The sequence below is a fragment of the Rhizobium sp. C104 genome, from assembly GCF_022354505.1.
GTDB lineage: Bacteria > Pseudomonadota > Alphaproteobacteria > Rhizobiales > Rhizobiaceae > Rhizobium > Rhizobium redzepovicii.
In genome coordinates this window covers 80,941-106,628 of record NZ_CP092353.1, presented here as the reverse complement: position 1 = coordinate 106,628, position 25,688 = coordinate 80,941, and the positions used below count along the sequence as shown (strand labels likewise).

General features: G+C 56.1%; 20 protein-coding genes and 6 pseudogenes. 11 read left to right on the top strand and 15 right to left on the bottom strand.

Translation table 11 applies throughout. The features are described 5' to 3' along the window. Window positions 1-204: 204 nt before the first annotated feature. The gene (gene nodA / locus MF410_RS32635; RefSeq protein WP_096772155.1) at window positions 205-792 is read right to left on the bottom strand and encodes a nodulation N-acyltransferase NodA; all 588 of its coding nucleotides are present in this window, start codon (window positions 790-792) and stop codon (window positions 205-207) included. Window positions 793-1,729: 937 nt separating this feature from the next. Between nodA and MF410_RS32630 the strand changes: the two genes are divergently transcribed. Next, entirely contained in the window at window positions 1,730-2,644 is a 915-nt protein-coding gene (locus MF410_RS32630; RefSeq protein ID WP_040111901.1) for a hypothetical protein, read from the top strand. Window positions 2,645-2,995: 351 nt separating this feature from the next. On the opposite strand, the gene MF410_RS32625 is transcribed toward MF410_RS32630, so the two are convergent. Continuing rightward, entirely contained in the window at window positions 2,996-3,214 is a 219-nt protein-coding gene (locus tag MF410_RS32625; RefSeq protein ID WP_096772157.1) for a hypothetical protein, read from the bottom strand. 755 nt (window positions 3,215-3,969) lie between these two features. Between MF410_RS32625 and MF410_RS32620 the strand changes: the two genes are divergently transcribed. After that, the gene (locus tag MF410_RS32620) at window positions 3,970-6,033 is read left to right on the top strand and encodes a recombinase family protein (protein ID WP_239621147.1); all 2,064 of its coding nucleotides are present in this window, start codon (window positions 3,970-3,972) and stop codon (window positions 6,031-6,033) included. 23 nt (window positions 6,034-6,056) lie between these two features. Here MF410_RS32620 and MF410_RS32615 read toward each other — a convergent pair. Further along, a pseudogene (locus MF410_RS32615) lies at window positions 6,057-6,860 on the bottom strand (IS3-like element ISRel21 family transposase); the annotation flags it as partial. A 77-nt stretch (window positions 6,861-6,937) separates the two neighbouring features. Between MF410_RS32615 and MF410_RS32610 the strand changes: the two are divergent. After that, a protein-coding gene (locus tag MF410_RS32610; protein WP_239621145.1) for an IS5 family transposase occupies window positions 6,938-7,770 on the top strand; the annotation gives its coding sequence in 2 pieces (ribosomal slippage) (window positions 6,938-7,154 and window positions 7,154-7,770; 834 coding nt in all). 12 nt (window positions 7,771-7,782) lie between these two features. On the opposite strand, the pseudogene MF410_RS32605 reads toward MF410_RS32610, so the two are convergent. After that, a pseudogene (locus MF410_RS32605) lies at window positions 7,783-8,010 on the bottom strand (transposase); the annotation flags it as partial. A gap of 443 nt (window positions 8,011-8,453) precedes the next feature. On the opposite strand from MF410_RS32605, the gene nodD2 reads away from it, so the two are divergent. Beyond that, window positions 8,454-9,398 carry a transcriptional regulator NodD2 gene (nodD2, locus tag MF410_RS32600; RefSeq protein ID WP_096772353.1) on the top strand — a complete coding sequence of 315 codons (945 nt, stop codon included), beginning with the start codon at window positions 8,454-8,456 and terminating at the stop codon, window positions 9,396-9,398. A 476-nt stretch (window positions 9,399-9,874) separates the two neighbouring features. Here nodD2 and MF410_RS32595 read toward each other — a convergent pair whose 3' ends face one another. The 3 genes and pseudogenes from MF410_RS32595 to tnpB (MF410_RS32585) all read right to left on the bottom strand — a co-directional run. Further along, entirely contained in the window at window positions 9,875-10,180 is a 306-nt protein-coding gene (locus MF410_RS32595) for a hypothetical protein (RefSeq protein WP_096772371.1), read from the bottom strand. Further along, complete coding sequence (locus MF410_RS32590; protein ID WP_096772372.1) at window positions 10,180-11,745, bottom strand: IS66 family transposase; 1,566 nt, start codon at window positions 11,743-11,745, stop codon at window positions 10,180-10,182. Before MF410_RS32590 ends, MF410_RS32595 begins: the two co-directional genes overlap by 1 nt. Window positions 11,746-11,817: 72 nt before the next feature. Beyond that, a pseudogene (gene tnpB, locus MF410_RS32585) lies at window positions 11,818-11,961 on the bottom strand (IS66 family insertion sequence element accessory protein TnpB); the annotation flags it as partial. A gap of 47 nt (window positions 11,962-12,008) precedes the next feature. Between tnpB (MF410_RS32585) and MF410_RS32580 the strand changes: the two are divergent. The 3 genes from MF410_RS32580 to MF410_RS32570 all read left to right on the top strand — a co-directional run bounded on the left by MF410_RS32580 (window position 12,009) and on the right by MF410_RS32570 (window position 15,328). Continuing rightward, a complete protein-coding gene (locus MF410_RS32580) occupies window positions 12,009-12,269 on the top strand; it encodes a DUF5372 family protein (protein ID WP_239621142.1) in 261 nt (86 codons plus the stop codon). 194 nt (window positions 12,270-12,463) lie between these two features. Next, the gene (locus MF410_RS32575; RefSeq protein WP_239619764.1) at window positions 12,464-13,033 is read left to right on the top strand and encodes a helix-turn-helix domain-containing protein; all 570 of its coding nucleotides are present in this window, start codon (window positions 12,464-12,466) and stop codon (window positions 13,031-13,033) included. A 183-nt stretch (window positions 13,034-13,216) separates the two neighbouring features. Beyond that, window positions 13,217-15,328 (top strand): recombinase family protein, encoded by a 2,112-nt coding sequence (locus MF410_RS32570; RefSeq protein ID WP_239619765.1) that lies wholly within the window; start codon window positions 13,217-13,219, stop codon window positions 15,326-15,328. On the opposite strand, the gene tnpB (MF410_RS32565) is transcribed toward MF410_RS32570, so the two are convergent. From tnpB (MF410_RS32565) to MF410_RS32550, 4 genes are all read right to left on the bottom strand, one after another. After that, entirely contained in the window at window positions 15,304-15,549 is a 246-nt protein-coding gene (gene tnpB, locus MF410_RS32565) for an IS66 family insertion sequence element accessory protein TnpB (RefSeq protein ID WP_239621140.1), read from the bottom strand. The two genes, MF410_RS32570 and tnpB (MF410_RS32565), sit on opposite strands and share 25 nt — an antisense overlap. After that, window positions 15,546-15,926, bottom strand: a complete 381-nt coding sequence (locus tag MF410_RS32560) for a transposase (protein WP_096772384.1) — start codon at window positions 15,924-15,926, stop codon at window positions 15,546-15,548. Before MF410_RS32560 ends, tnpB (MF410_RS32565) begins: the two co-directional genes overlap by 4 nt. 252 nt (window positions 15,927-16,178) lie before the next feature. Then, a complete protein-coding gene (gene nodD3, locus MF410_RS32555) occupies window positions 16,179-17,087 on the bottom strand; it encodes a transcriptional regulator NodD3 (RefSeq protein ID WP_096772347.1) in 909 nt (302 codons plus the stop codon). A gap of 150 nt (window positions 17,088-17,237) precedes the next feature. Beyond that, window positions 17,238-18,263, bottom strand: coding sequence for an LLM class flavin-dependent oxidoreductase (locus tag MF410_RS32550; RefSeq protein WP_096772348.1), 1,026 nt, complete (start codon window positions 18,261-18,263; stop codon window positions 17,238-17,240). 1,453 nt (window positions 18,264-19,716) lie between these two features. On the opposite strand from MF410_RS32550, the pseudogene MF410_RS32545 reads away from it, so the two are divergent. Continuing rightward, window positions 19,717-20,084: pseudogene (locus MF410_RS32545) on the top strand (ATP-binding protein); the annotation flags it as partial. A gap of 102 nt (window positions 20,085-20,186) precedes the next feature. On the opposite strand, the gene MF410_RS32540 reads toward MF410_RS32545, so the two are convergent. From MF410_RS32540 to istA, 3 genes and pseudogenes are all read right to left on the bottom strand, one after another. Beyond that, window positions 20,187-20,543 (bottom strand): hypothetical protein, encoded by a 357-nt coding sequence (locus MF410_RS32540; RefSeq protein ID WP_096772349.1) that lies wholly within the window; start codon window positions 20,541-20,543, stop codon window positions 20,187-20,189. 401 nt (window positions 20,544-20,944) lie between these two features. Further along, window positions 20,945-21,679 carry an IS21-like element helper ATPase IstB gene (gene istB / locus MF410_RS32535; RefSeq protein ID WP_017996675.1) on the bottom strand — a complete coding sequence of 245 codons (735 nt, stop codon included), beginning with the start codon at window positions 21,677-21,679 and terminating at the stop codon, window positions 20,945-20,947. A 5-nt stretch (window positions 21,680-21,684) separates the two neighbouring features. Further along, a pseudogene (istA, locus tag MF410_RS32530) lies at window positions 21,685-23,178 on the bottom strand (IS21 family transposase); the annotation flags it as partial. Window positions 23,179-23,410: 232 nt separating this feature from the next. Between istA and MF410_RS32525 the strand changes: the two are divergent. From MF410_RS32525 to MF410_RS32515, 3 genes and pseudogenes are all read left to right on the top strand, one after another. Beyond that, on the top strand, window positions 23,411-23,599 hold the full coding sequence (locus tag MF410_RS32525; RefSeq protein WP_239621137.1) for a hypothetical protein: 189 nt from the start codon (window positions 23,411-23,413) through the stop codon (window positions 23,597-23,599). An 89-nt stretch (window positions 23,600-23,688) separates the two neighbouring features. Then, window positions 23,689-23,742, top strand: a pseudogene (locus tag MF410_RS32520) (hypothetical protein); the annotation flags it as partial. An 83-nt stretch (window positions 23,743-23,825) separates the two neighbouring features. Continuing rightward, a complete protein-coding gene (locus MF410_RS32515; RefSeq protein ID WP_141098812.1) occupies window positions 23,826-23,933 on the top strand; it encodes a nitrogen fixation protein NifQ in 108 nt (35 codons plus the stop codon). Window positions 23,934-25,119: 1,186 nt separating this feature from the next. Here the strand turns inward: MF410_RS32515 and MF410_RS32510 are convergent. Next, window positions 25,120-25,641 (bottom strand): YbaK/EbsC family protein, encoded by a 522-nt coding sequence (locus tag MF410_RS32510; RefSeq protein ID WP_054185946.1) that lies wholly within the window; start codon window positions 25,639-25,641, stop codon window positions 25,120-25,122. Window positions 25,642-25,688: the final 47 nt, after the last annotated feature.

The following is a 25,688-nucleotide window of genomic DNA, read 5'->3' as shown; positions in this document are numbered from 1 at the left end:
GGTACCGAGGCTTCGGGGCATATGTCCCTGATGGTCCTGCTTGTCTCGAATATCTCAAGCTTGACGTCTAAGCGTTCGCAGATCGAAAGGTGCGGGATGTGTCATCGTGTGAGTCGGTCCGTCATCGAGGGTTAAATAGACGCACCGATCACTGGGCCGCCACCGTCTCTCTTCGGATAACTTCAGCTATGGGACCATGCTCTTTCATAGCTCAGGGCCATTCCGCTCGATCAAGGTCCCCGATGGCCAATCACTCATTGAGCATCCTATTGGGAATACTACCAGAATTACGTTTTCACAGCGCGTCGGCGGGAGGTTGAGATAAACATCGGCAAGGGTGGATCGCACGCGTACCCCTTCCAAAACCGTCGCAAGACCATTTCGGCAGAGCCTGAGAACAAGGTTGCGCAACGCCTGCCGAACACCGCCGAACGCAAACCGAACGCCAAGTTGCTGCAGCACTGGGTAAACAATGCGCATCGAATTAATGCCGTACCCCTCAAGATCTGGACGCACGCCCCACAATCCAAGCTCGCATACGAGTAGATCGACCTCGCCAATCCGAACGAAACGACGCAACAACCCCATGTGAGCGGCCACACCGTGCGCATCATAGCCTATTACGCGAAGCTCGGGCCTAGCTCCTGACCAACTACGAGCACCTTCGAATGGAAGGGCGTTGTAAGCTCCAGTTGGCCCATAGGTCTTCCGAAAGAAATCTGCGAGCTCCGTGTGGTCAGAGAGCTCCAACTCGTTTTCCCAGCATACTTTCCACCGCACCTGAGGGCTCATACCTAAACCTCCACTTAATACTCTGTCCAGGCGTCGACAGAGCAACTACTTGATACGCACTCGTTGGGGCGCTTCTAATGGCACTGGTATAAGCTGGTGAAATCATTTGTTTGGATGGAACTCATCCGTCCAATGGATGCGTTCCAATCAATCGGCCTGCCATCGGCTGCCGACGCCAGATGAAGCGGCCGAGCTCCAACTTCTTCGTGAACATGCCGCCTTGTCCATCATGCTGGATCATCTTGATCAGGCATCCACGACATTGAACTGAAAAGTTGACCATGACTGAGGGGCTCGCTACTCAGGCAGAAGCAAGCCAAAGACGTTTTCGGCGATAATCAGGCAAATTGTCGAGATCACATTAGAACCCTCGGCGGGACCGGGCTGGTCTATCCCGGCGTCGAAAGTCGTCGAACGACCCGACCTGGCGGAGGGGTTTTTTCGGAATGTTCGGTTTGCGCCCGTCTGATTCCACACAAAATGGGACGCGGCGATAGGCAGCAGCATTCTCCTGTTGAATCTGAAAGGGGTTCCCCTTGCAAAACGCCCTGGTTCGCTTTGGCTATCGCAACCCATGGACCGGCACGCTGGGTATCGGCGAAGATTGCCAGAGGACATACTTGCCTGGCGATCCCGACCTCGGGAGAAGATGATGGGTACAGGAATGGATTCGCAGATCAGTGCGTTTCCGGTGCAAGCTTTTAGGACCCCGGACACAGCAAACGCCTCCCAGGACTGGCGAGGCGGCCGCGAGATCGCAATTTTCTCCTAGATAACGGTATGAGGTGATCGTCATACCCTGGTCACCGGATGCCGATCGTCACGCACATGGTCTGATACAGAGCCGGCGGCGCCGATGTGCCCCCGAGGAAATACTTAGTGACTGGCACGATTGTTGCGTCGTCTCACGAAAGACAGCCGTTAACGAGAGGTCACGATGATTGACGTATGCTCGATGGGGATGGTGTTGTGCGGTGGGTACCTTCTTGCTGCATCCGCAGGCAGACTCGGCGGCGCTGAGAATGTCTTATCTGACTCGCCATTGTCCGCGGCTGATGTATCGAGTTTCGAGACTTTCATAGTTCGCAGCCCACCGACATCACTCAATCTGGATCCATTTTATGCCAAATATGCTGACGCAGCGGGCATACCTATTATTTCGTCAAACAAGGTTCCAGACACGGCACTATTGATCTCACGTGACATTGTCCTCTACATGTTGTCAGAACGCCGTGATGTCCGCGATGCTTTAATCCAGGCTGGAGCGCGGGTGGGCGTCATGGCAATTGACGAGACGACGACTGATATTCCCGAGCAGCGGGATTGGAAGAAGCCTCTTCCCGATGATCCACGTCTCACCCCTGACGAGCGGCGGGATTACGCCAACACGATCGGCAAGATGACTGCCCGAGACTACTGGGCACAAAGGGCGCGCGGCATGGGCGGGCTCTACACGACGGGAGCTGTGGAGAATTTGATGGGCGTGCCGGGCACGCGGTATTACGGCGGGAACATTCTTGTTCACGAATTCTCACATAATATTTTCTACGCGCTGCGCACGGTAGATCCTGATCTCGTTGCACGAGTTGAACGTGCCTATTCGCACGCCTACGAGAAAGGCCTCTGGGCGTGTTCCTATATGGAGAACAACGTCGATGAGTATTGGGCCGAGGGCACGCGATTTTGGTTCAATACGAACTTGGCTTACAGCCGAGGCAATCTCACCATTGCCACATCAGAAGATTTCGAGGCTCACGATCCAAGCCTCTATAATATCATGGCCGAAGTCTACCGCCATGACCACCACATTCTGGCGGATGTCTATTACCGGCATTCGGCGAAGTCGCAGTAATGTCCTTTGGTATTGACTGCCGGCCTCATGCTGCAATCCCGCTGGAGACCCGAACTATCGCTGATCGTCCGTAATTTGTCAGAGCCAGCCATAAATTTGAGTTTCCGTTCAATTGAAGCGCCCATGTTGTTCCCACGGGTGCATACCAAGTACTTCGTGACCGCTGGAATTGGCTCCTTGTGCAACATCGAGACCAAAGGCGTAAACTTTGACGTCTGTCCCCTTGCTGGCGACACTCGGCCGCGGCGCAAAGGGCGATATCACCGGCTTGAACATGCCACGCCGAACCCATCCTGGTTTAGCGGTGCTGGAGATGATCAGTGTTGTTAAGCCGTTAAACGTTTCGTGGGCCTATTCTGGCGCATCTTCGAGGAGGCCGTCATAGACTTCCATGAGCGCGTTGTTGATAGCCTGTCCAAGAGCATTGCCTGCTTCCCGGACTGCGTCTTCGGTTCCATCACGTACGGCCTTGGCTAGATCAAAACCCTGTTCGCCGACAATCTGCTTGGCGACCTTGATCGCCCAGTTACCAAAGTCATCCCGATTGTCTATATTGATGCATTCTTCCATTGTTCGTCTCATCTATCTATGCGGAGCGCTTCCCGTGACCTGCCACTGAATTTTCATCCGGCGGCGATTAGAGCCTCGGCGTCAGTGAACCGCTCCCAAACGTTGGACCACCGCATGCTAGAGTTTTCCGGCTTTACTCAGGGAGGCGGGCTGGTTGCGCACCCTGAATTCACCAACGAGATCGGCACCTTGTTGCCGATCGCACCATGAGGTCTTTCCTCATTGTACAACACGACGACAGAACACCCACGGGACCGAGGTTCGCGAGCTTCTGTATCCGTGGCATCCCTGGTCCGGACGGCTTGTTCACGTGCATGAGGCGGTGTCTAAAGGGACGCATATTTTCCGCTGCAGCCTTTCTGGTTCTTCTTCTGGTCGACTTCTTGAGGTCCCGTCGTGGATGTTCGACCGATCAGTGAGTGGTTGTTGGCGCAGCCTGGCGGTCCCGCACGTCGATCTCGCAAGCCTGCATTCTTTGGCAAGATTGCTGAAGGACGCTGATGCCTCATCGCAATCTTCGGTAATGGGCGCAGCATTGGTCTCTCACGAAACGAGTTGGAGAGATGTTCATGCCTCGCCAGCCCATGACATGCCAGTTCGATCTGTTCTCGGCCCCGCAGCGGGGAAGACGGCAGGGACGCCGCAATGGCCGGAGTTGCCGGAGGAGACCCGCCAAGCGTTGACGGTGCTCATCGTGCGGCTGTTCGTCGATCACGCAAAGTGCGGACATGCCTGCCAACAGAAGGAGGCCGGTCATGATGCATGAGAAGATCGCGCCGCATCATCTGGAGCGGAAGGCCATCCTCTATGTTCGGCAGTCCTCGGCTCACCAGGTTCTGCACAATCGAGAGAGCAGCGCCCTCCAGTACGCCATGCGCGACCGTCTGGCAGCGCTTGGATGGTCACATATAGAGACGGTGGATGACGACCTTGGTCGTTCGGCCGCCGGCGGCGTGACCCGCGCTGGATTTGATCGGATGGTGGCGGAAGTCTGCCTTGGCAAGGTAGGCGCCGTGGCCGCGCGTGAGGTATCGCGCTTCGCCCGGAACAGCCGCGATTGGCAGCAACTCATCGAGATGTGCCGCGTTGTCGATACCGTCCTGGTCGACCAGGAAGCAGTTTATGCGCCCCGCCAGGGCAACGACCGCCTGCTCTTGGGTTTGAAGGGCAGCCTCAACGAGTATGAACTCGATCTCTTGCGTCAGCGTTCCCTTTCCGCCCGCTATGAGAAGGCTCGCCGCGGTGAACTCGTCGTCACTGTTCCGGCCGGCTTCGTAAAGGCCGGTGACAGGATCGAGAAGGATCCCAATCGGCGCATCCAGGAAGCCATCGCACTCGTCTTCGACAAGGTCACCGAACTCGGGAGTGCCCGGCAGGCCTTGCTATGGTTCCTTGAGCAGGGATTGGACCTGCCCGTCAGGTGCGCCAACGGTGACGTCATCTGGCGCAGGCCAAATTATGCCACCATCCACCGGATGATTGCGAACCCGATCTACGGCGGCGCTTATGCTTATGGTAAGAGTTGTTCCGTACCAGGATACGATGGCCGATCTGGAATTCGCCGCAAGGCGCGTGATGAATGGCTGGCGCTGATCCCGGATGCGCACGAAGGTTACATCAGTTGGGAACGGGCGGAGGAGATCCGCAAGATGGTCAGCGACAATGTACCGGCCAGTCGCCATCATGGAGCGCCGAAGCATGGCGACGCTCTGCTTGCCGGCCTGTTCCGCTGCAAAAGGTGCGGCCGGAAGCTGACGGTTCGTTACACAGGAGCCAACCATAACATCCCGCGCTATTCCTGTTGGCGAGGGTTGCTCGACAACGGCGAACCACGTTGCATCGCCTTCGGCGGTCTGCGGGTCGATGACGCGATCGAAGAGGCACTTCTCGGCGTGGTCGAGCCAGGAGCCATTGCCGCCGCCGTCGAGGCGGAACGCAATATGGCCAACCAACGCGATCAGGTTCAGGATGCCCTGATGCGCGACCTCGAGGCAGCACGCTATGTAGCCGACCGGGCATTCCGGCAATATGACGCGGCCGATCCAGAGAATAGGCTGGTGACGTCGGAGCTGGAAGCACGCTGGAACAAGGCGCTGACTGGCGTCGGTGAGATCGAGGCCAAGATTGCCAAACATCGGACAGTTACGCCGCATCCGTTCCCCATGTCCGCATCACAGGTAACCGCACTTGCGGGAAACCTTCGCGCCGTCTGGACGGCGCCGACAACCGATGCAAGGCTGAAGAAGCGCATCGTGCGCACGCTCATCAATGAAGTGGTCGCCGATCTCGATGATGGAACCTCTGAGATCGTCCTCGTCATTCATTGGGTTGGAGGCGTCCACACCGAACTGCGCCTGCCGAAGCGACACCGTGGCCAAAGAAATGCGACCCCTGACGACATTGTCGACGCTGTGAAACAGCTCGTCTTGATCGCCAATGATGATGTGATTGCCGGTGTCCTCAATCGCAACGGACTGACGACCGGCAATGGCAATCGCTGGACACGGGAGCGGGTCACCGCGCTGAGGTCATATCGCAAGATTCCGGTCTTCCGTCCGCAGATCGACGGGGTTGAGCCATGGCTTAATCTGGGCGGTGCGGCGAAGTTACTCGGGATATCGCCAAAGACGCTGCGTCTGGCGGCCGAGGCTGGCGATATTAAGGGGGCTCATCCGCTACCCGATGGCCCATGGATCTTCAGCCGTTCCAAACTCGCGACCCCGCAAGCACGTCAGATTCTCGATCGTGCCCGGAAGAACCCTCGCCACCCCGCGGGATCGCCTCCAGATCAGGAAAATCTATTCCTTTCAATGACATAGAAAGATGGGTGTTATGAAACAGGATTGTAGTATCTACGCCAATCCTCCATCTTTTCGCGGGCATCCGCAAGGGTCAGGAACCAATGCTGGTTCAGGCATTCTGCACGGAAGCGGCCATTGAACGCTTCGATGAAAGCATTATCAGTTGGCTTGCCGGGGCGTGAGAAGTCCAACGTCACGCCCTTGGAATAGGCCCACAAGTCCAAGTCGCGCGACACGAACTCCGTCCCTTGGTCGACACGGATCGTTTTCGGATAGCCGGCTTTTTGGCACACCCGTTCAAGGGTTTGCACAACGTCTTCGCCTCTATAGCTATGACGTGGATCAAGCACCGGCACGTAGCGCGAGAAGGTGTCGACCACCGTCAGCACGCGCAGTTTCTTACCCGTTGCGAGTTGGTCGTGAACGAAGTCCATCGCCCAGACGTCGTTGGGGCCGACGGCCATGTGCCGATCCTCGCGAAGCTTGGCTTTTACCCTCCGCTTCGGTGTTTTGTTCCGCAACTGTAGCCCCAAGTCCCTGTAAATGCTTGTAAGTTCGCTTGATGTTGGTGCCCCAACCCTCGCGTTCCAACAGCACATGCACGCGGCGATAGCCGTACCGCACACGGATCTCGCAGATCTCGCGAATACGACGTTCCAGACCGGCCTGATCAGTACGGCGAGAGGTATAGTGGTGAGTTGATCGATCGAAGTTCAACGCTCCACAAGCACGCCGGATCGAGATCGCCCAATCGCGGCACATGCCTTTCACCATCTCCCGCTTCCGAGCAGGCCTCAGAGCTTTCGGCGGATGACATCCTGCAACATCTCGCGGTCCAGCGTTAGAGGCTGCCCCAAAAGATTTGAGTGATTTCAGCCAGTTGTGATTCCTTCGGATTTGCGAAGATTCGATGGAGTGCACAATGGCCTGGACTGAAACCACCCGACGGCAATATGTCCGTCGGACGAGCCGATATGCAAGCGATGTTACCGATCGCGAATGGGAATTTATTGCGCCGTTCATGCCCGCGCCACGGCGTCTGGGCCGGCCACGCAAGACCGATCTGCGCGAGGTTTTAAACGCCCTTCTCTATATCGCTTCGACAGGCTGCCAGTGGCGGATGCTGCCGAAGGACTTTCGCCCTGTTCAACGGTGCAGCGGTATTTCTATGAATGGCGGGCAATGGGTCTTTGGCCACGGATCAACCATCACCTCGTCATGGAGGCGCGGGAGCTGGATGGGAAAGAAGCTTCACCGACGGCTGGCGCCATCGACAGCCAAAGCGTCAAGACGACTGAAAGCGGTGGTATTCGGGGCTTTGACGCTGGCAAGAAGATCAAGGGCCGCAAGCGCCACATCATTGTCGATACGCTCGGGCTGATGGTTGGTCTCGTGGTGCACAGCGCTGATATACAGGACCGCGACGGGGCTCCCGATCTTCTGAAGTCCATCCGCAACCGATGGCCGTGGCTCCTTCATGTCTTCGCCGATGGCGGCTATGCGGGCGACAAGCTGAAAAAGCGGCTGCAGAAAATAGGAAAATGGACACTCGAAATCATCAAGCGTACCGACAAGGCCAAGGGTTTCGAAATCCTGCCGCGCCGCTGGGTCGTCGAACGGACGTTTGCGTGGTTGGGTCGATGCCGCAGGCTGGCCAAGGACTTCGAGACATCCATCGCTTCAGCAGAAGCCTGGATAACCATCGCTCACATCCGAATGCTCACCAGGCGGCTGGCAAGATACGGATATCGTTGAAACCTTTTCGAGTTCGACTCTTAGATCCGCGACGATCTTCTTCAGGCGCGAATTCTCGTCCTCGAGCTGTTTCAGCCTCTTCATCTCCGGTGGCAGCATGCCCGCGTATTTTTTCTTCCAGTTGAAATAAGTCGCCTGGCTGATCCCCGCCTTCCTGCAGATTTCAGCAACCGACACGCCTTCATCACCTTGCTTCAGAATGAACGCCTTCTGAGCGTCCGAAAACTGCGATGCTTCCATCGTCTTCTGGTCCTTTCCCAGCCAGGAAAATGCACCGGAAAACTCTAACCAAAATTGGTCCAGTTTGAAGGGTTCAGATCAAATTCTCAGTGGCAGGTCAACGCCACCATATCTTGAACATGCTTCCAAATAGAAGGAGCCCGCCAGTCGATAGCCAGCGTACGGCAAAGCCTCTCCGGTATCGCGATATGATGAACCTACTTCCGCCCATTCCGTTCACTAGCGAATGTTATGTCGCTCGGTGACGCCGCTCCACATCGCCTATTGCTAAGGCGCCTTTCCATACTTAAATTAGACTATCTGCAACTATAACGTCTATCGTAACTATGCACGCTACTTAATAGATCATCGACGAACCTTCATTGGAGCTAGGCTGGAAGGTTCTGTACTGGAAAACTTGATTGTTTGGATATAAAATATCCGTTGTTTGGATGTGACTAAAGATGCGTTTCAAGGGCCTTGATCTAAACCTGCTCGTTGCACTGGACGCGCTCACGACCGAGCGCAACCTAACGGCTGCCGCACGTAGTATCAATCTAAGTCAGCCAGCCATGAGTGCCGCCATTGGCAGGCTGCGGGACTATTTCCGCGACGAATTGTTTACAATGAATGGTCGAGAACTTCGGCTGACGCCACGCGCCGAAGGACTTGCCTCGGCAGTGCGCGAAACTCTCTTGCAAGTACAATGCTCAATCATCTCTTGGGAGCCATTTAACCCGTCGAAGTCTGACAGATGCTTTAGAATAGTTCTGTCCGATTTCATGATGCTGATATACTTCAATAAAATCATTGAGCGCGTTGCTCGAGAAGCGCCCGGAGTCAGCTTCGAGTTGCTGCCTTTAGATAGTGATCCGTACGAAATGCTTAGCCGCGGTGACGTCGATTTCCTCATACTGCCTGAATTTTTTCTCTCGGGCGCACACCCGAGCGCAAAGCTGTTCACAGAGAAATTTGTATGCGTAGCCTGTTCGACAAATGTGGACCTACCTTCAGCGCTGACGATCGAGCAATATGTTTCCATGGGACACGTCGCTGCCGCGTTTGGGCGCTTTTTGAAGCCATCGGTCGAGGGCTGGTTCTTGCTCGAGAATGGGATTCAGAGGCGGGTGGAGGTCGTCGTGCAAGGGTTTAGCTTAATACCATCAGTCCTGCGTGGCACGAAACGCATAGCTAACCTACCGCTTCGCTTAGTCGAGCATTACGAAAGTACTTTTCCTTTGCGGATCATCAACCTTCCGTTACCGCTTCCCGTCTTCACCGAAGCTGTTCAATGGCCAGCGCTACATAATGCCGATCCAGGGAGCATCTGGTTTAGGGAGATATTGGTTGAGGAAGCTTCCCATATGATTTCCTCCAACGCACTTAAAATACATGGCTCGCTGCAATAATCCGGTTCCTGACGGAGGTTCCTGCTTGAGTACGATCTGCCGAATCCGAACAAGTTCAACTAACGCGGAGAATTCGCGGCCGACGCCGAAGTCATGATACTGCACCCACTAAACAGGCGTTTCAGAGCCCAAACGCATGAAAATTCACAGTGGGGCGCTCGCATTGGATCGCTGAGGAAGCCGCGGTTAGAAAGGCTGCTATCATAAACTAGTTTAGAATTCGGCGATCCAATCGCCTGTGAAGCGGTTAAACGCGAACATTGGCCACATTCCCGAGGCCTCCGTCCCTGCTTACGTAGGAGCAGCGTCCGAGCTTAGGAGATGCCACCAAAAACCAAGAACCATCAGAAACGAACAATACCAGCAATTGTGGTCCCCCAGCACCCTTCGCTTTGCCGCCGAAGGTGCTAGACCGCAGGTCGCGCAATCGTCGTAAGCGTCCGGCGAATGCATTTTTTGCGTCAACGAGGCACGGTTTAGGACTTGCGGATTAGCTCATCTGCCATGACGCGCTCGATCACCTCGGGATCGCATTGTTCATCGACGAGGAACTGGCGGATTCCACCATCCCACGTCCGTATGTCGGCCAGGAGATCTCGAAGGTCGTCAATTCCATTTTCGGTCAGGCCTTTTGTGCCATCTTCACTGCCATCGCGGACATATACCAATTCGCCCTCGGCGATATTGTCCGAGTTGGCGGTGACTTCCTCGAGTAGTTCAAGGTTCTCGCCGATCATGACGGCGACTTCTTTGAGCGTGTAGATGAACCTCGAGCGTGCCATCACGCAGCCTCGTATCGGTCTTTCGCCGGCACCCACTGCCACGGCAGCAGTTCCTGGAGCCGATCCTTGGGATGGCTCGGGATCCGGGTCAGGACGTCTGTGAGATAGACCTCCGGATTGTGGCCATGGAGTTTGGCAGTCTCGATGATAGTCAGAATGTTGGCGATGCGCTCACCGCCCTTGTCTGACCCGGCGAAGAGCCAATTTTTTCTTCCGATTCCAAGCGGACGCATGGCTCGCTCAGCTATGTTGTTATCGATTTCGACACGGCCATCGTCGATGTAAACGCTCAACGCTGCCCATCGCGAGAGGGCATATCGCATCGCTTCAGCCAGCTTCTGCTTCTGTGGTACCGCCTGCAGCTTTTCCTCGATCCAGCTCTTGAAGTCTGCCAGAAGGGGCCTGGCGTGTTGCTGGCGCAGTGTACGCCGCTCGTCAGCCGGCATGCCGCGGATACGATCCTCGATATCGTAGAGCGCACCGATGCGCGAGAGCGCTTCGTCAGCGATTGGAGATGGCTTCAGCTTGATCACATCGTGGAACTTGCGGCGCACATGGGCCATGCAGGCGGCCTCGACGATCTGGTTGCCGTAAAGCTTCTTATAGCCACCATAGCCATCCGCGTGCATCACGCCGCTGAAGTTTGCGAGATGGTCGGCTGGATGCGCGCCCTTGCGGTCGGGGCTATAGTAGTAGGCAATGGCTCTTGGAGTGGGATCTTGATAGCCGCTGCCATCGAAGACATAGACCCAGACCCGCCCGGTTTTTGTCTTTCCTCGCCCAGGGTCGAGAACATCGACCGGGGTATCGTCCGTATGTATTCGGTCGACCGCCGCGATATGGGCTCTGATCAGCAAGATGAGAGGAGCCAGCAGAACTGACACGCGGCCGACCCAGTCGGCCATCACGGATCGGGAGATATCTATCCCCAGCCGGTCGTACATCTCGGATAGACGGTAGAGCGGGATGTGATCGTCGAATTTGGCGACCATGATATGGGCCAGCAACCCCGGTCCGGGCTTGCCGCGCTCGATCGGCAGGGTCGGCATTTCGCCTGCCACCGTCGTATCGCAGTCCCTGCAGATCATGCGCTTTTCGACGTGGCGGACAATCTTGATGGACGCCGGCACGTGCTCCATCACCTGGATCACCCTGTCGGCGGCCTTCAGGAACGATGTGCCACCACAAGTCGGACAACTGCAGGGTGCTGCATAGACCAGTTCTTCGGTTGGAAGACCATCGGGCAATGGTTTACGCTTCGGCTTGTCCGGCGCGTCGTCCAACTCCGGCAAAGGAGCTTTCCCGGAGCGCATCTCAGCCTCGGCGCGGGCGGCTTCGATCTCCTCCAGCATCAGTTCGAATTGCTCGATCTTCCGGTCGATCTTTTCCGAAGAAGCGCCATGCTGCCGATGGCGGAGCAAATCCAACTGCGCGCGCAGGAGCCCGATAATGGAGTCTCGCTTGCTGACTTCGGCTTCTTGGCGCTCAAGTTTCGCCGCCTGTTCAGCGACGAGCGCGCGCAAAACAGATAGCTCCTCCTGACTGTCCAGCGGCGTTATTTCCATACCCGCATACGTAGCCGATTTGCGCCGGAAGCGCTAGCATTATGCTCCGGATGTCCTTGCAAAATATAGCTTTTAACCCGTTCGACCGGGAGCGGAAGTCCACGCAGGTCGGCGCCAGTCGATCCCCTCAACAAGCATCGACAACTGAGCTTGCGTCAGATGCGCAACCCCATCTTTCGCTGTCGGCCAGGGAAAGTATCCGCGTTCCAAAATTTTGTACCTCACAACAGAATGCAGCCACTGCCAACGCAGATACGCAGTTAGTGCGGGTAACGCATCCGTTTCATCCTTTATTCCCACGACAGTTGCCGTGCATCGGCAAGCGCTACAACCGGCATGGTGAACGCCTTTTGCTGCAGACCGAGGACGCCACTGTTTGGTCGGTTCCTCCGCAATGGACTGATCTTGTGAGCCTGGATCCCGAAGTCGTCATGAGCAACGGACGATTGCTCTTGCGGATTGTCGACTTAATGGAGTTGGCCACTCTGGTGGAGCGCCTTTCGAGCAAATCGAGCCCGCGCTGACGCGCTGAAGTGTAAAGGTAAATATGTCGCATCTGTAAAGTGGATTATGCCGCAAGAGGTCGTTTTTATGAGATGGTACGCCTGCAAATACGAGATATCGCGTCAGATAGACCATAAACATCGCCTTGACGAGGTAGCAGAATGCGGCATAATTAGCATTACGCTAACGCCGCTTCATGTCCTCGGAGCCATTGATGTCTGCGAAGTACGAGAGCAAGCGCACAAAGATGGATGTCCTCATCGAAGAGGGCACGTTCAATCCCACCCCCGAGAAGGTGCGCGATCCAAAGTTTCGGGGCAGCGAGTTCTTCGATCCGCACGACGCCGTGCAGGTCAAATACGAGATGCTGCGTCGCGTGTCCATCGACAAGGTGTCGGTGACGGAGGCCTCCGACGAGTACGGTGTTTCCAGGCCAACCTATTACCAGGCCAAGGTGAACTTCGACATGGCCGGGATTGCCGGACTGGTGCCGACAAAGCCGGGCCCCCGCGGTCCCCACAAGATCGACGACAAAGTCCTGGCATTTCTGCAGGCGCAGACCGCCCCAGGAGAACCCGTTCGCGCCCGGGAACTGGCCAAGCTGCTCCGCCAGGAACTCGATATCGAGCTTCATCCCAGATCGATCGAGCGGGTTCTAAAAAAAGCGACACGTAAACATTGCCGCGACGGCGGCATGCCCGACCCAACCGTCGACCATCGCGTCCCAGTACGAGGTATTGCGCAAGGCCGCCTTCGGCGCAGCGCTGCCACTTATGGCCCGTAGCGGCCTGATGCTCTTTCTGCGCCGGGGCATGTGGGGATGGGCTCAGGCGCTGACCGCAACAGCAGTCACCCCGCCAGAGCAGAATTACCCATCGTCAATGGCTTGGCCGCTGCGCGGCGGACACAGCGCCGTCGTTCACGTCCTTGCGACAATCGCTATGAGCACCAACGATCGGAGGTCACCATGAATGTACATCTCAAAGTCCAGCCTCATCACCTCGAACGTGGCGCCTACCTCTACATCCGCCAGTCTTCCATGCGGCAAGTCGTCGAGAACGTCGAGAGCGCCAGGCGGCAATATGCGCTTCGGGGACGCGCTGTCGCCCTCGGCTGGCGCGACGAGCAGATTATCGTCATCGACAACGATCAAGGAGAGTCCGGTGCATCGGCGGTGTGGCGCGAGGGGTTTCAGCGGCTGGTCAGCGACGTCGGCATGGGACATGCCGGGATCGTCATGGGCCTGGAGGTCTCGCGTCTGGCGCGCAACAATGCCGACTGGCAGCGTCTGCTGGAGATTTGCGCCCTTGCCGACACCCTGATCCTCGACGAGGACGGCGTCTATGATCCGGCAAGTTTCAACGACCGGCTCCTGCTCGGCCTCAAGGGAACAATGAGTGAGGCCGAACTGCATGTGATCAAAGCCCGGCTACGCGGCGGCATTCTCAACAAGGTGCGGCGCGGCGAGTTTCGTTGCCTCCTGCCGACTGGGTTGGTCTATGACCATTTCGGCAATGTGACGCTCGATCCAGACATGCAAGTCAGAGAAACGATCATTCATTTCTTTGAGATGTTCTCTCGCCTCGGGTCCGCCTCCCAGACCGTCAAGGTCTTTCGCAATGAAGGCCTATTGTTTCCATCGCGCCTACACAACGGCGGCACGCTGTTTCGGCCGCTGACCGCATCGACGGCGATGCGTGTCCTGAACAATCCGCGCTACGCTGGCGCCTATACCTATGGCCGACGACAGTTTCGACGCACCATCGACGGCAAAAAGACTCTGCGTGCGCGCGACATTGATGACTGGCCGGCCTGCATTCCCGATGCTCATCCCGGCTATATCAGCTGGGAGCGACATCAGGAGAATCTGAAGATCCTCAAGGCGAATGGCCGTGGATTTGAAGCGGCACGAGCTTCAATCCCAAGGGAGGGACCGGCACTGCTGCAAGGCCGGGCCGTATGTGGGCAGTGCGGCAGCCATCTTAGGGTTCGCTATGCGGCGCGGCGTGGCCGGCAGGAAGCCTGGTACATTTGTAATCGTGCCCGCATTTATCGTGGGGAGCCTATGTGTCAGTCGATCGCCGGGCCTCCCGTCGATGAAGCCATCGGTATGCTGATTGCCGAGCAAATGACGCCGGCGGCCGTCGAACTCGCTCTCGAAGTCCGCAAGGAGATCCAAGCCCGGCATGAAGAAGCAGACCGGCTGCGCTGTCGCGCAATCGAACGCGCCCAAACGGAAGCCGAGCTCGCTCAGCGCCGCTTCATGCTTGTCGATCCTAGTAACCGCCTCGTCGCCGACACGCTCGAAGGTGAATGGAACGAGAAGCTTCGCACGCTGGCCAGTGCCCGCGAAGAGCGCGAACGTGGCCGAGAGCACGATCAATTCATCCTCGATAAAGCTGTCCACGAACGGTTAGTCGCGATGACGGCCGACTTCAACCAGCTCTGGAAAGAGCCGGATACCCTAAGCCGCGAACGCAAGCGATTACTGGCCCACATCATTGAGGATGTCACTCTCTTAAAGCTGCCAGCGGAAGGAACCACCAAGCTTCACGTTCGCTTCAAGGGCGGCAAAATCCAGACGCTCACCACCATGAACCCAAAATCCTCTCCTCAGCAGATCAAGACAAAGCCCAGTATCATTGAACTGGTCGATAGGCTTCTCGACGATTACATTTATCCCGAGATCGCCGAGATTCTAAACGAGCAGGGACATCGCCCAGGTGGAACCGCACGTCGCGGCTGCCAGGACGCCCGCTTTACACCCCTCAAAGTCGCCTATCTCATCCACGAATATAAGCTGCGATCACGATATGATCGACTGCGACAGCGGGGAATGCTGACAAGACAGGAAGCGGCAGCGCATCTCAATATCAGCGAGCAAACCGTCGCCAGATGGGCCAAATTTGGCCTCATCACCAGACATGCCTATAACGGGCACTATAGCCTGTACGAAATCGCCGATGGAGACCTGCCGCAAAAGCAATGCAGCCGATGGAACCCCTCAAGAATCGCGCTGCTGCGTATCGAGAAACGCAAACTGAGCCAAAAACATCAACTGGCGAGGAAAGAGGTGTAGTATGAACGCCGATCGTTGTAAAACAGGCAGAACCCTTGGCCATCCCACCATAAAAGTTTGATCCGATCAGCGCGTTTTCCGCGGAAGCCGAAGATTGCGCCGGAGCCCGGCACCTCCTTGATAGCCGTCTCGACAAGCGCGGACAGTCCATCAATGCCACGCCGCATGTCGGTCACCCCGCAGGCCAGATAAACCCGCACATTCCCCGAAGGCCCGATCATGCCGCCTCCACACAAGCGACCAGTGACGATAGCACTTCGAGATCCATGTCCGCTGCAATTCTCAGTAAGCGGCCATTCCTCAGGACGATTTCAACGTCTTTGCATCTCGGCCGAGCACTGCTCCTCTTAGAGCCTTCACTCACGCACTCCGACGCTCCGATAAGCGATACCGGGATGAACGATGCGGTCTGGGGAGATTCGGGTGGCAAGAGCTTCTTTCGCCAGGCGTAAATCTGCTGCGGAAGAACGTCGTGCCGGCGCGCCACATCCGAAACGGTGCCATCCGCGCTGAACGCTTCTTGCAATATCGAAAGCTTCAGTTCCGTCGACCATCGACGTTGTCGCTCGGCACCCGTCAGGATCTCAACCTTGGCCATTCATACCCTGTTACGTCACAAATGAATCATCTGTGTCGTAACTTGCGCCAATCCCACACCTAACCAAAATCCGCTCACCGGACGCTCACCACCAATCGTCCGAAGGCCGGCCGACCGGCGACGGACGTGGCGCTCAGCTTCGTCGATAAAATGGCCTGCGGGTCAGTCACAGGTGGTGCCGTCTTCAGCTAATCGGGCACGTCGCGGGTCGATCGATTCCAATGCAACCCAGCTTCCTAGGTTTCAAGATGGTCACGGCAATCGCGCTGCCTCCTGAACCATTATATCTCGCATCCAGATATTTGCCGGATCTTTGTCGTGAAGTACCGGCCATTGGACCGCCTCGGTGAATGTCGGCAGCGTTATCGGGGGCGCAGTCATCCGCAACGGTATCTTGTCCTCAAAAAGCCCAACTAATCGTAACGGAATGGTTGCGATGCGATCAGTGCCCATCAGGGCGGCGGGGATCATGCTAAAGCTTGAAACAACGACTTCGACCCGCCTCTTGAGGCCATGCTCCTGCAAGAAGCAATCTTCTATGGTAGGCTGCTGCGTCCGACCGAACCTAACTACCGCGTGCCCCATTGATGAATACTCCTCTGCAGTAAGGGCTTCCTCAAGTTGTTTGTTATTACTGCAGCCGACGCAAGTCAGTCGTTCCTGAAATAGATCTATCTTAGGATGCGCGCTCGACATGAATAACGGTGGGCTAATAAGGAAGTCTACGTCGCCGCGTCGCAAGAGCTCGTCTGGATTGTCAGTAAGCGGCAGCAAGTCAAAGCTAATGCCGGGTGCCTCCCGCGCAAGACGCTCCAGTATCTTCTGAAAAAGAACAACTGTAACGAAATCGCACAAACTTACTCTGAAATGACGATCTGATTGATCAGGAGTAAATTTGTCCCAGGAAATGATATTGAGACGAATATGCTGTAAAGCCTCACGAATCGCAGGCGCGAGGTCTTCCGCACGCGGCGTTGGAACAAATTCACGACCACGCATCGTAAAAAGTTCATCGCGGAAATAGGAGCGGAGCCGGCGGACGGCTGCACTCATTGCGGGCTGGCTCAGATTAATGCTACGTGCCGCCGCAGTAAGGTTGCGCTCAATCATTAGTGCATCGAGCGCGACAAGGAGATTTAGATCGAGGCCCTTGAATCGCATATCTTTTAACTATCCAATAATGCAGCCCTTCCACAACGGTTGTTCCTACGGCGATGGCTGAATTCGCCTTGGCGCTCCTCAACCGATTTGAGGGCGCGGACACAGAGACTTAATCTCTGTGCTCGGAAAGCAACCTGAGGCCAGTCCAGATTAAGCCATAACTCCAGAGTGAACGCTCGTTGCAGTGTAATAGGAAGCCTCCAATGGCAAATCGCCAAACGCCAGCTGGCAAAGAAGATAATTAGCACCTGCTTCCTCGACATGATCGAGAAGATCTTGCCTAACTGACGCCGCAGTACCAACTACGCACAACTGACAGTCTACTGCTGCATCAAAATCTGGCGGGAGGTTCTGAGGAGTCTGTATCCCGTTTATCTCGTACAGAAACTTAAAGCTCCGAAGCCACCGTTGATAAGCCGGGGCCGCGAGCGAAATGGCATGCTTCGTCGTGCTGCCGGCCACCACCATTCGGACCAACCCAAGGAATGGCGCCCGTTTCCTGCCCCCGGCGGTATGTCTCTCGTGTGCTCGGTAGGCATCAGTGATCTGGCGAACAGTCGAAGCAGGGCCCCCGCAGGCAAGATTTGTATCGTTCTCAGCCGCCCAGCGCGCAACCTCAGGACGACTGGTTGTAATCCATGTCGGAGGCTGAGGACGTTGGTGTGGCCTCAACATCAACGGGACTTTGTCTAGTTCAAAGTGATCGCCTTTGTAGGAAAGAGCTTGAGCTCCTCCCTTCATCGCTTGGATGACGATCTCGCTGGCTTCGAGATAGCGCGATGTCGCCACCTCCTCCTCAATACCGAAAAAGCCCCATTCGATTGGTAAGGAGCCGCGTCCCATGCCCAACTCGAGCCTGCCACCACTCAGATGATCCAGCATGCAAATTTCTTCAAACGCACGTAGCGGATGATAAAGGTTCAACAGCATAACCAACGGACCGAGACGAAGATGCTGCGTGCGCTGAGCTACGCCTGCTAGAAATAGATTCGGCGAAGGTCCCCTACCATGGGGGGTACAGTGGTGCTCTGCGACGTGATATCCAAAAAAGCCAAGGCGATCGCAAACCTCTGCCAATTTCATCCGATCTTCATATTGGCGCGCAATCTCTCTGCCGTCTTCGTCCAAATGGTCGAAAATGCCAACCATCAGCTTTGCGGGAAGAGAGTTTGTCATCTGAATGTCTCCAAGTTTGGCGGCGAGTTTTCGGTGGCCAGAACCGGAGGGTGGCCCCGATGTCTTTCGCCAGGAATTATTCGCCCGTCTTAAGTTTGCACTGAATTATCTAATGGTTACGGCGGCGCCGGAAAATCTATCCGAAGCCCGTTGCGCTAGGTGGTTGGAGGGTCTGGCAGGATTGGAGGCCGCACATCCAGAGCCTATAAATGTTGGGGCTTCGAGTTTATTGAACCTGCTCAGCTTTCACCCCCTAGACTAGGACGCCACCCGCTTCATCTACCGCTGCGAGCATGCGATTGCTGGCGACGGCTCTCGCATCCACAATCGGGTGGCTGCTCCAAGAATGCAGTCTACAGTTTCATCAATGGATTTATCTGCGTAGCCGTACCGATACTCACGCATATGGAATGGCAAAGAGCTTCGTTCGGAAACATTTACCAGTATATATTTCTCCGTTCTAATTCCCTTTGCCAAAACCTTCCATTTTTACCCGCCCGGGCCCTGAAAAGTGCGAAGTTAATTTCGAAAGGGTGATCGAAAGCCCCGCTCCGAAAGCGCCAGGCTCACTACCTCACCCATACTTAACATCCTTGCGGTTCTCTTCGTAAAGCCGTTGGCTCTGAAACCGATGCTGACGCCGATGAGCTGAACATAATGCTCACGCTGAAATGATATTGGATCCTTCATATTCCCTGTATGACTTCGCGGCGAGTAACACCCCATCTCGCATACCCACAGCTCCGTTCACTTTTGAGAACCCAAGGATTGGGAAGTTCGATTAGTGGTTGTTCAGCTTTTGTGGCGACCCGAACGGGTTATGGCTGGTATTCGGTGTAATGCGACGAGGCTCTTGCAGTAGGCGAAGAAAGGACCCAGAGCTATGTCTCCGCACTTGATTGGCAGACGAGAGTGCGTTCTGCATTTCCACGTTGGCCATATTCGTCTCCATTTATCGGCCAGGTCTGTGACCTAGCCCTCGGCTGCTCTCCGGTGGAGCAACATCATGGTATCCCCAATTCATAGTCGAGGTGTTTAATAACATCCCACGGCTTCGTAAAATTAATTGTTTGTATGGCATTGATCCACCAGGTGAATAACCCGGGATCTCCACCTTCAAAGGGTTGCTCAAACGTCAACGCTTCTTGCCACGTCTGACCCAGGGCACAACAGCGCTCGCCCCGATGTTCAGAAGGCGTCTAAGCGTTCGATGCCATTTTGGATGTTCGGCCGAACCGTTGCTTTCCTTCGGTCGATCGAAGTGGCGTAAGGCCGACCCGGGCGAAATCACGGTCCCTTCTGAGGTGGAAGGATCAGGAGCCAGTGCGGTTGTATGTCCCTGCATTTCCAGATCTTAGCTTTATAGGATGAAAGGTGTTACGATTGGGAGATGAGGAGACGCCGCGTAGGGGCTGGCAGATCAGACTCTATAGATCGCTTCATGGACTTGATGCGCGGCCGTTTCTTCAATGTCATCGATCTGGTCAACCGGTTGGAACGACAAGCAAGGCGGATAGTCGACTTACCTCACACGCCTCGACTTCATCACCCTCGATGAGATCGGCTATCTGCCGTTCGCGAAGGACGGAGGCCCGCTCCTGTTCCATCTTATCCGCAGGCTTTACGAGCGCACCTCGATCCTCGTCACCGGCGAACATGGCCTTCGGTGAACGCCCCGTCGGCGTTCGGTGATGCCAAGATGACGACAGCACTGCTTGATTGGTTGACTCACCATTGTAGAAATTGGGAAAGAGTTCCTGGCGCTTCGAAAACCGCTTCAAAGCTAAAGTCGGGATCCCTACACCCGCACTTGGCCCATAGCCATTAACTAATTCAGAACCAATTTGAAATGGAGAATGCGCACTGATTCAGCGCCAGTGATACGGGTGGAGAAGCTAGCGGTGGCCAAGTTGGCAAATGTAGTTAGGTACTGTCAGGCGGCGAGAAGAAGCAGTTCACGTCGTTTTCCGTCGGATGAAGGCAGATATGATACCGGCCATCTCCCGAAGGGATTTCGTCCCCATACGGAATGAAGAAAAGGTGCGGCTCTGTCGCGAGGTGGTGGTCGCCCGCATGCAGTAAGACGGAAAAACCGCGGGGCCCTTTACGAATGTTCTGAGTCGGAATGGACTGACAATCTCCACTCAAACCGTGGGCCTTGCAGCACGCCGGAGGATAGGTCCAGCCGCTCTTCGCTTGATGGGCGTCGGTTCGAACGATAGTGCAGACGGAGATCGCCCCAAGTGCGATCAGCAACCCTGTTGATGTGGCGAGTGTCATTGCATACCTCCTTAGAGGCAGCCCCTCGAAAAACGCCGGGAGGTTGCGCACTGATTGCCAAGAACGCGCGTCTTTTCGATACCTCGTCTTTTTTGTCACGGACACTTCCGGGTCAGAAACGCCTGCGCATCTAGGACCATCGCCATGGTACGTAGAGGCACATAGAGGCGAGTGAGCATCGGCGCCATTAGGATACTGCTCCGCTGCCGGGAAGTGAAGCCAATCTTCTGCCGCGCCGACCGCACGAATGGTACCTCCGGGCTGTCAATCAGCACCGAACATTGACCCCTTTTGCTTATCCAATTTTGACCCCCCTGTGCTGTAGATCAGCGCTTGGCCTGCCCGGCGCTGGCCGGGGTTGCAGAGGGTAGGCCAAGTGCGGGTGATGGGGCTCTTCGGCTTTAGCTTTGAGAGCGGTTCTTGAAGCGCCAGGATTCGTTTCCGGTCTCGACGATCTCACAATGGTGCGTCAGGCGGTCGAGAAGTGCCGTCGTCATCTTGGCATCGCCGAACACCGTCGGCCATTCACCGAACGCCAGGTTCGTGGTGACAATGATCGACGTGCGCTCGTAGAGCCTGCTGATCAGATGGAATAGGAGTTGGCCGCCGGCCAGGGCAAATGGCAGGTATCCGAGTTCGTCGAGGATGATGAAGTCGAGACGATTGAGATAGTCGGCCGTCCGCCCTTGCTTGCCGCTGCGCGTTTCCGTTTCCAGCCGATTGACCAGATCGACGACGTTGAAGAAGCGCCCGCGTGTTCCGTTGCGGATCAGTGCACGGGCAATCGCGATGGCGAGATGGCTCTTTCCGGTTCCCGTGCCGCCGACGAGGACGACGTTACGCTGATCGGCGACGAAGGTGCCGGTAGCCAGCTCCCGCACCAGGGATTCATTGACCGGCGTATCGGTGAAGTCGAAATCGTCGATGTCCTTAGCGAGGGGCAGCTTGGCGATGCTGAGTTGGTAGCGAATGGAGCGGGCCTGCTTCTCGGCGATCTCCGACTGCAAGAGATCACCGACAATGCGCGGCGGTTCGTGCTGCCGTTTGATGCCGTTGCCCATGACCTCGTCGTAGGCGCTGCGCATTCCATAGAGCTTCAGCGTGCTCATCAGTTCGAGAACCTGTGTGCGTTCCATCAGCTTGCCCTCCTGAGGCTGTCATAGCGTGCGCAGTCGGCGACCGGTTCATGGGTCAATCGAAGCGCATCCGGGGTTTGCAGGGTTGCGGCCGGAGCCGGGTCACGACTACGAGCCAGAATGTTGATGATCACCGAGGCCGAGCAGACGCCTTGGTCCAGCGCCTCCTGACAGGCCGCATCGACGGCCGTCAGACCATCGGTGGGAACGCATGCAAGGATTGTGACCATTTGCCGATCACCGTCGTGGACGCTCTTCAGGCGCTTGCGGACCTTCTCCATCGCCGCTGGCAACACCCAGTCCCTGAACGGCGCACCATTGCGCAAAGCGCCGGGTTTGCGAGCCAGAACGGGTACATAATGCCAGGGATCGTAGATCGTCTCGCCACGGCCAAAGCAACGCGGATGCTCACCGACGTTCACGCCGTCCTGCCTGATGACGATCTTCTCGGCATAGGCGTGAACCTCAACAGGGCGGCCGACCGCAGTCGAGAGGACGGAGTATTTGTTGTTGTCGAAACGGACCGTGCAGGTCTTCGACACCGAGGCCGGGACGCTGTGGAAACCATCGAACGGCCCGACGTAATGCACGAGGCTGCCGCGTTCCTCCTCGAACACCTGCCAGATCATTCGCTCGGTCTGTTCAGGATGACGGTGTGCCTTGGCGTAAGCGATGCACTTATCGAGCAGCCAGACGTTCAGCTCTTCCAGGCTTTTAACCCGAAGACGTGGTGTGAAGAAGCGTTCTCGAACCAGTCCGACCTGGTTCTCGACCTGTCCCTTCTCCCATCCGGATGCGGGCGTGCAGGCAACGGGATGGACCAGATAGTGGCTACACATCTGCAGGAAGCGGCGATTGTATTGTCGCTCCTTGCCGACGAACACCGCCTCGACCGCAGTCTTCATGTTATCGTAGATGCCGCGCGTACAGGTGCCACGGAAGAAGGCGAAGGCCTTGTCATGGGCATCGAACACCATCTCCTGGCTCTCACGCATATAGGCTCGGGCGAACATCATCCGGCTGTGGCAGAGCCGGACATGCGCGACCTTCACGGTCGTAGTCACCCCGTTGATCAGAATGATCTCGTGGCTCCAGTCGAACTGGTAGGCTTCGCCCGGCGCGTAATAGAGGGGCACATAGGCTTCCGCCGTCACGGCTCCCCGGTTCTTCGCCCAGGTCTTGGCATATCGCCGGATCGCGTCATAACTGCCGTCGTAGCCGAGTGCCCGAACCTCCTCGTAAATCCGGATCAGCGTCAGCCGTTCGCGCGATGCCTTGCCTTCGTTGGCAATGAGGAACCGTTCAATATCACCCTTCCAGGCTCCGATCCTGGGCAACGGTTGATGTTCTCGTTTGTAGACAAAATCAGTCGCATCAGAACGCAGGATTTTGCGAACCGTATTACGCGAAACATTCAGCTCTCTGGTGATCTTCTTCACCGACCAGCCCTGAACATGGAAGGCTCGTCGGACACGGGCAATCGTATCCACTCTCTTCAACTCCCCACCCCATCCACTGGCAAAAGCCGGATGGTCGGATGAAATCCAAGGGGGGTCAAAATTGGATAAGTATCACCCCGCCAGAGGGGTCAACATTCCATGCTTAAACACACTCCGGGCTCCGCCGCGGCGAAGGCATCCTGCTGAGCTCCATAGCACCCGATCGGGGTGAGTAGGAGTGGAGCTTCCGAAAAATTCGCGTTGCAAAGCGACGCTCTGAAGCGGTGGCGAAATGGGCTTCGATCAGTATGTCATCACTTGCGTACTTTCGCGGGCACTGGAGGAGGTCGAGGCCGGCGAGGCGACGGCTACGGAGGTGACCGGATTTCGCAGATTGAACTCCGAGATGCGCTATCCAACCACGCTTACTTTGTCATTTGCCGTTGAAAACGTGCGGGATGCAGAGGTTGGCGTCGAGTAAGGACTGTTGCATGGTCGTCTGTTGCTGAATTACGCCCGGCCGCACGAGCTCATCAGCAGCCTATTTGCCAAAGTTATTGCGCTTCGCGCTTGCGAGATGATCAACTATGGAAGGAGTTCGGCCTTCTCGACCCGGGCGAACGAACCAGATTGGTCGCCAATCATTTCCCCCAGCTCGCTGCTGAGAACACCCACAATATGAGTGGAAGAAAAACCTCTACCACCAAATCTGTCAATCTGCAGGTTTCATTCTGTGCTCCCCTCCGAATTACCAACAATGCGAGGAATTCCAGAGCTGCTTTCGTTCCGACGAGTATGACACGGAACCGACGTAGCTACATAAGGCATAAAAGCCATGCGTCGCGTCCCTCGGTCAAAATCCAATCAGCTATTGATGAAGTTATCTTACCTGACTCACTGCCGGGCATTGATCAGGAGAAACGACATAGAATTGTCTAAGCTGTCGAAGGAAGAGCGGTCAACAATGGAGTTGCACTTGCCGAAAAACCAGCCAGGTGCACGCGGGGTGGATGACCGTCGCGTGATTCGGGCATCATCCACGTTGAGAAGGTTGGTTGCCGCTGGTGTGATTGCCTGGCCGCTTATGACCCACCGACGACGGTCTATAATCGCTCAACCCGTTGATGGTCGCAACGAGGCTCCTGGCTGAAGTCGCTCATGCAGACTGGCGCAGTGACGAAGAGTACGGCGGACTGCGCCAATTGTGCACGACCCGCGGCGGCATTTGGTGGAAAGGGGGCGCAAGAACAAGCCATCGGCCGTTGTCGCGGTGGCCGGACCACCAGAATCTATGCGCTCACCATGTGATTCCCGCCCGCAATTTCACAGCAGGAGACGTCAGACAGTTAATGCGTACGCCAGGCTTGATCGCCCGCGCTGGCCCAATACGTTATCTGTTGGGAGCCAAAAAGTATTACGCTGGGCAAATTGCGCTGCTCGCTGCAAACGAAGAAATGCACACCGGTCATTCCTAGTCGGCGCAACCGAAAAAAGGTTGTCCGCTTTGATCAGCGACGATACCGAGCGCAGCATCTGATCGAGAGCGCGTTTAATGAACGAACTCAGGTTGGAAATGCATGCGCTAGCGCCGAGTCCGGCATGGCGCATGGTTCTACCACTTATGGGGAGCCGATGCGCAGACATAGTCCACTAGATATTCACGTTGAAACAACCAATCAGCGCGAACTCGTACGATCCGCACTTAGAAATTCCATGCGCCGGCGAGTCGATGCTCGAAGGTTTTTTCGCGTGTTCAGCTATCCTCAGGACGGCCCACGTGCCGTTACGTTTGAAGCTTGCGCTCGACTGATTGAGTTTCGGCCTTAGAGCGGGCGGCTCCGGACGGATTTCGTTATAGTGTGGACTGTGAGCCGGTTAACGCGGCATACGTATTGGAACCCTCATTATCTATCAAGACGCCGTTATGTCGACCCGCATTTCCTCTTCCGAAGAAATAACCTAACCTTGGTCACGGCCTCTCTTTGATAGGTGACGGAGTCGTTAGGTTTGGGTGGCCCGTGCACGCGTCTGCAACGGCTGCCCGATCTTCCAAAGCATGCTCGTGTCGATCTCAAGCTCGACTCCAAACTTGCCCGCACCTGTGACTACGGTAGGATAAGCAAAAAGGGCGGTGTCAATCAGTACGGCGATCTTCTGGAGACCGAATGGTGATACGCTTCCTGACGGGTAGCCGAAGAGATCCAGTACCTGTTCTTTCTGAGCCAGTTCGGCTCGTTTCCATCCATACGTGCCAGCAACCGCTTTCATGTCGATCTTTGCAGGTGATGGCAGCAAAACGGCACAAAGGTGGCGTCCAGGATCCAATCGGCGCATCACATCGTCTGCTTGCTGCTCCGCAACAATCATTGTCTTTGCAACGCGTCCGACGGGAAGGCCGATAGCAGAGGCTAAATCTGAAGGGGATGTAATAGGGGTGGCGAAATCACTATATCGCCACAATCGTACCGTCGACGCTCCGATCTGGTGCAGTTCAGCAAGTACGTTCGGATGAACATCCAACATAGTCGTTTCCTTCCGTTTCATATGGCAGGATGATCGAGCATGGCTGA

Bases quoted from the DNA above. Each gene is read 5' to 3' on its own strand.
- MF410_RS32595 (WP_096772371.1), bottom strand. From the start codon at position 10,180: ATGGCACGCTCGAGGTTCATCTACACGCTCAAAGAAGTCGCCGTCATG.
- MF410_RS32550 (WP_096772348.1), bottom strand. From the start codon at position 18,263: ATGACAAACTCTCTTCCCGCAAAGCTGATGGTTGGCATTTTCGACCAT.
- MF410_RS32575 (WP_239619764.1), top strand. From the start codon at position 12,464: ATGTCTGCGAAGTACGAGAGCAAGCGCACAAAGATGGATGTCCTCATC.
- MF410_RS32630 (WP_040111901.1), top strand. From the start codon at position 1,730: ATGATTGACGTATGCTCGATGGGGATGGTGTTGTGCGGTGGGTACCTT.
- MF410_RS32625 (WP_096772157.1), bottom strand. From the start codon at position 3,214: ATGGAAGAATGCATCAATATAGACAATCGGGATGACTTTGGTAACTGG.
- nodD3 (WP_096772347.1), bottom strand. From the start codon at position 17,087: ATGCGATTCAAGGGCCTCGATCTAAATCTCCTTGTCGCGCTCGATGCA.
- MF410_RS32560 (WP_096772384.1), bottom strand. From the start codon at position 15,926: ATGGCCAAGGTTGAGATCCTGACGGGTGCCGAGCGACAACGTCGATGG.
- tnpB (WP_239621140.1), bottom strand. From the start codon at position 15,549: ATGATCGGGCCTTCGGGGAATGTGCGGGTTTATCTGGCCTGCGGGGTG.
- MF410_RS32590 (WP_096772372.1), bottom strand. From the start codon at position 11,745: ATGGAAATAACGCCGCTGGACAGTCAGGAGGAGCTATCTGTTTTGCGC.
- MF410_RS32570 (WP_239619765.1), top strand. From the start codon at position 13,217: ATGAATGTACATCTCAAAGTCCAGCCTCATCACCTCGAACGTGGCGCC.
- nodD2 (WP_096772353.1), top strand. From the start codon at position 8,454: ATGCGTTTCAAGGGCCTTGATCTAAACCTGCTCGTTGCACTGGACGCG.
- nodA (WP_096772155.1), bottom strand. From the start codon at position 792: ATGAGCCCTCAGGTGCGGTGGAAAGTATGCTGGGAAAACGAGTTGGAG.
- MF410_RS32540 (WP_096772349.1), bottom strand. From the start codon at position 20,543: ATGACACTCGCCACATCAACAGGGTTGCTGATCGCACTTGGGGCGATC.
- MF410_RS32525 (WP_239621137.1), top strand. From the start codon at position 23,411: ATGGGCTTCGATCAGTATGTCATCACTTGCGTACTTTCGCGGGCACTG.
- istB (WP_017996675.1), bottom strand. From the start codon at position 21,679: ATGGAACGCACACAGGTTCTCGAACTGATGAGCACGCTGAAGCTCTAT.
- MF410_RS32510 (WP_054185946.1), bottom strand. From the start codon at position 25,641: ATGTTGGATGTTCATCCGAACGTACTTGCTGAACTGCACCAGATCGGA.
- MF410_RS32620 (WP_239621147.1), top strand. From the start codon at position 3,970: ATGATGCATGAGAAGATCGCGCCGCATCATCTGGAGCGGAAGGCCATC.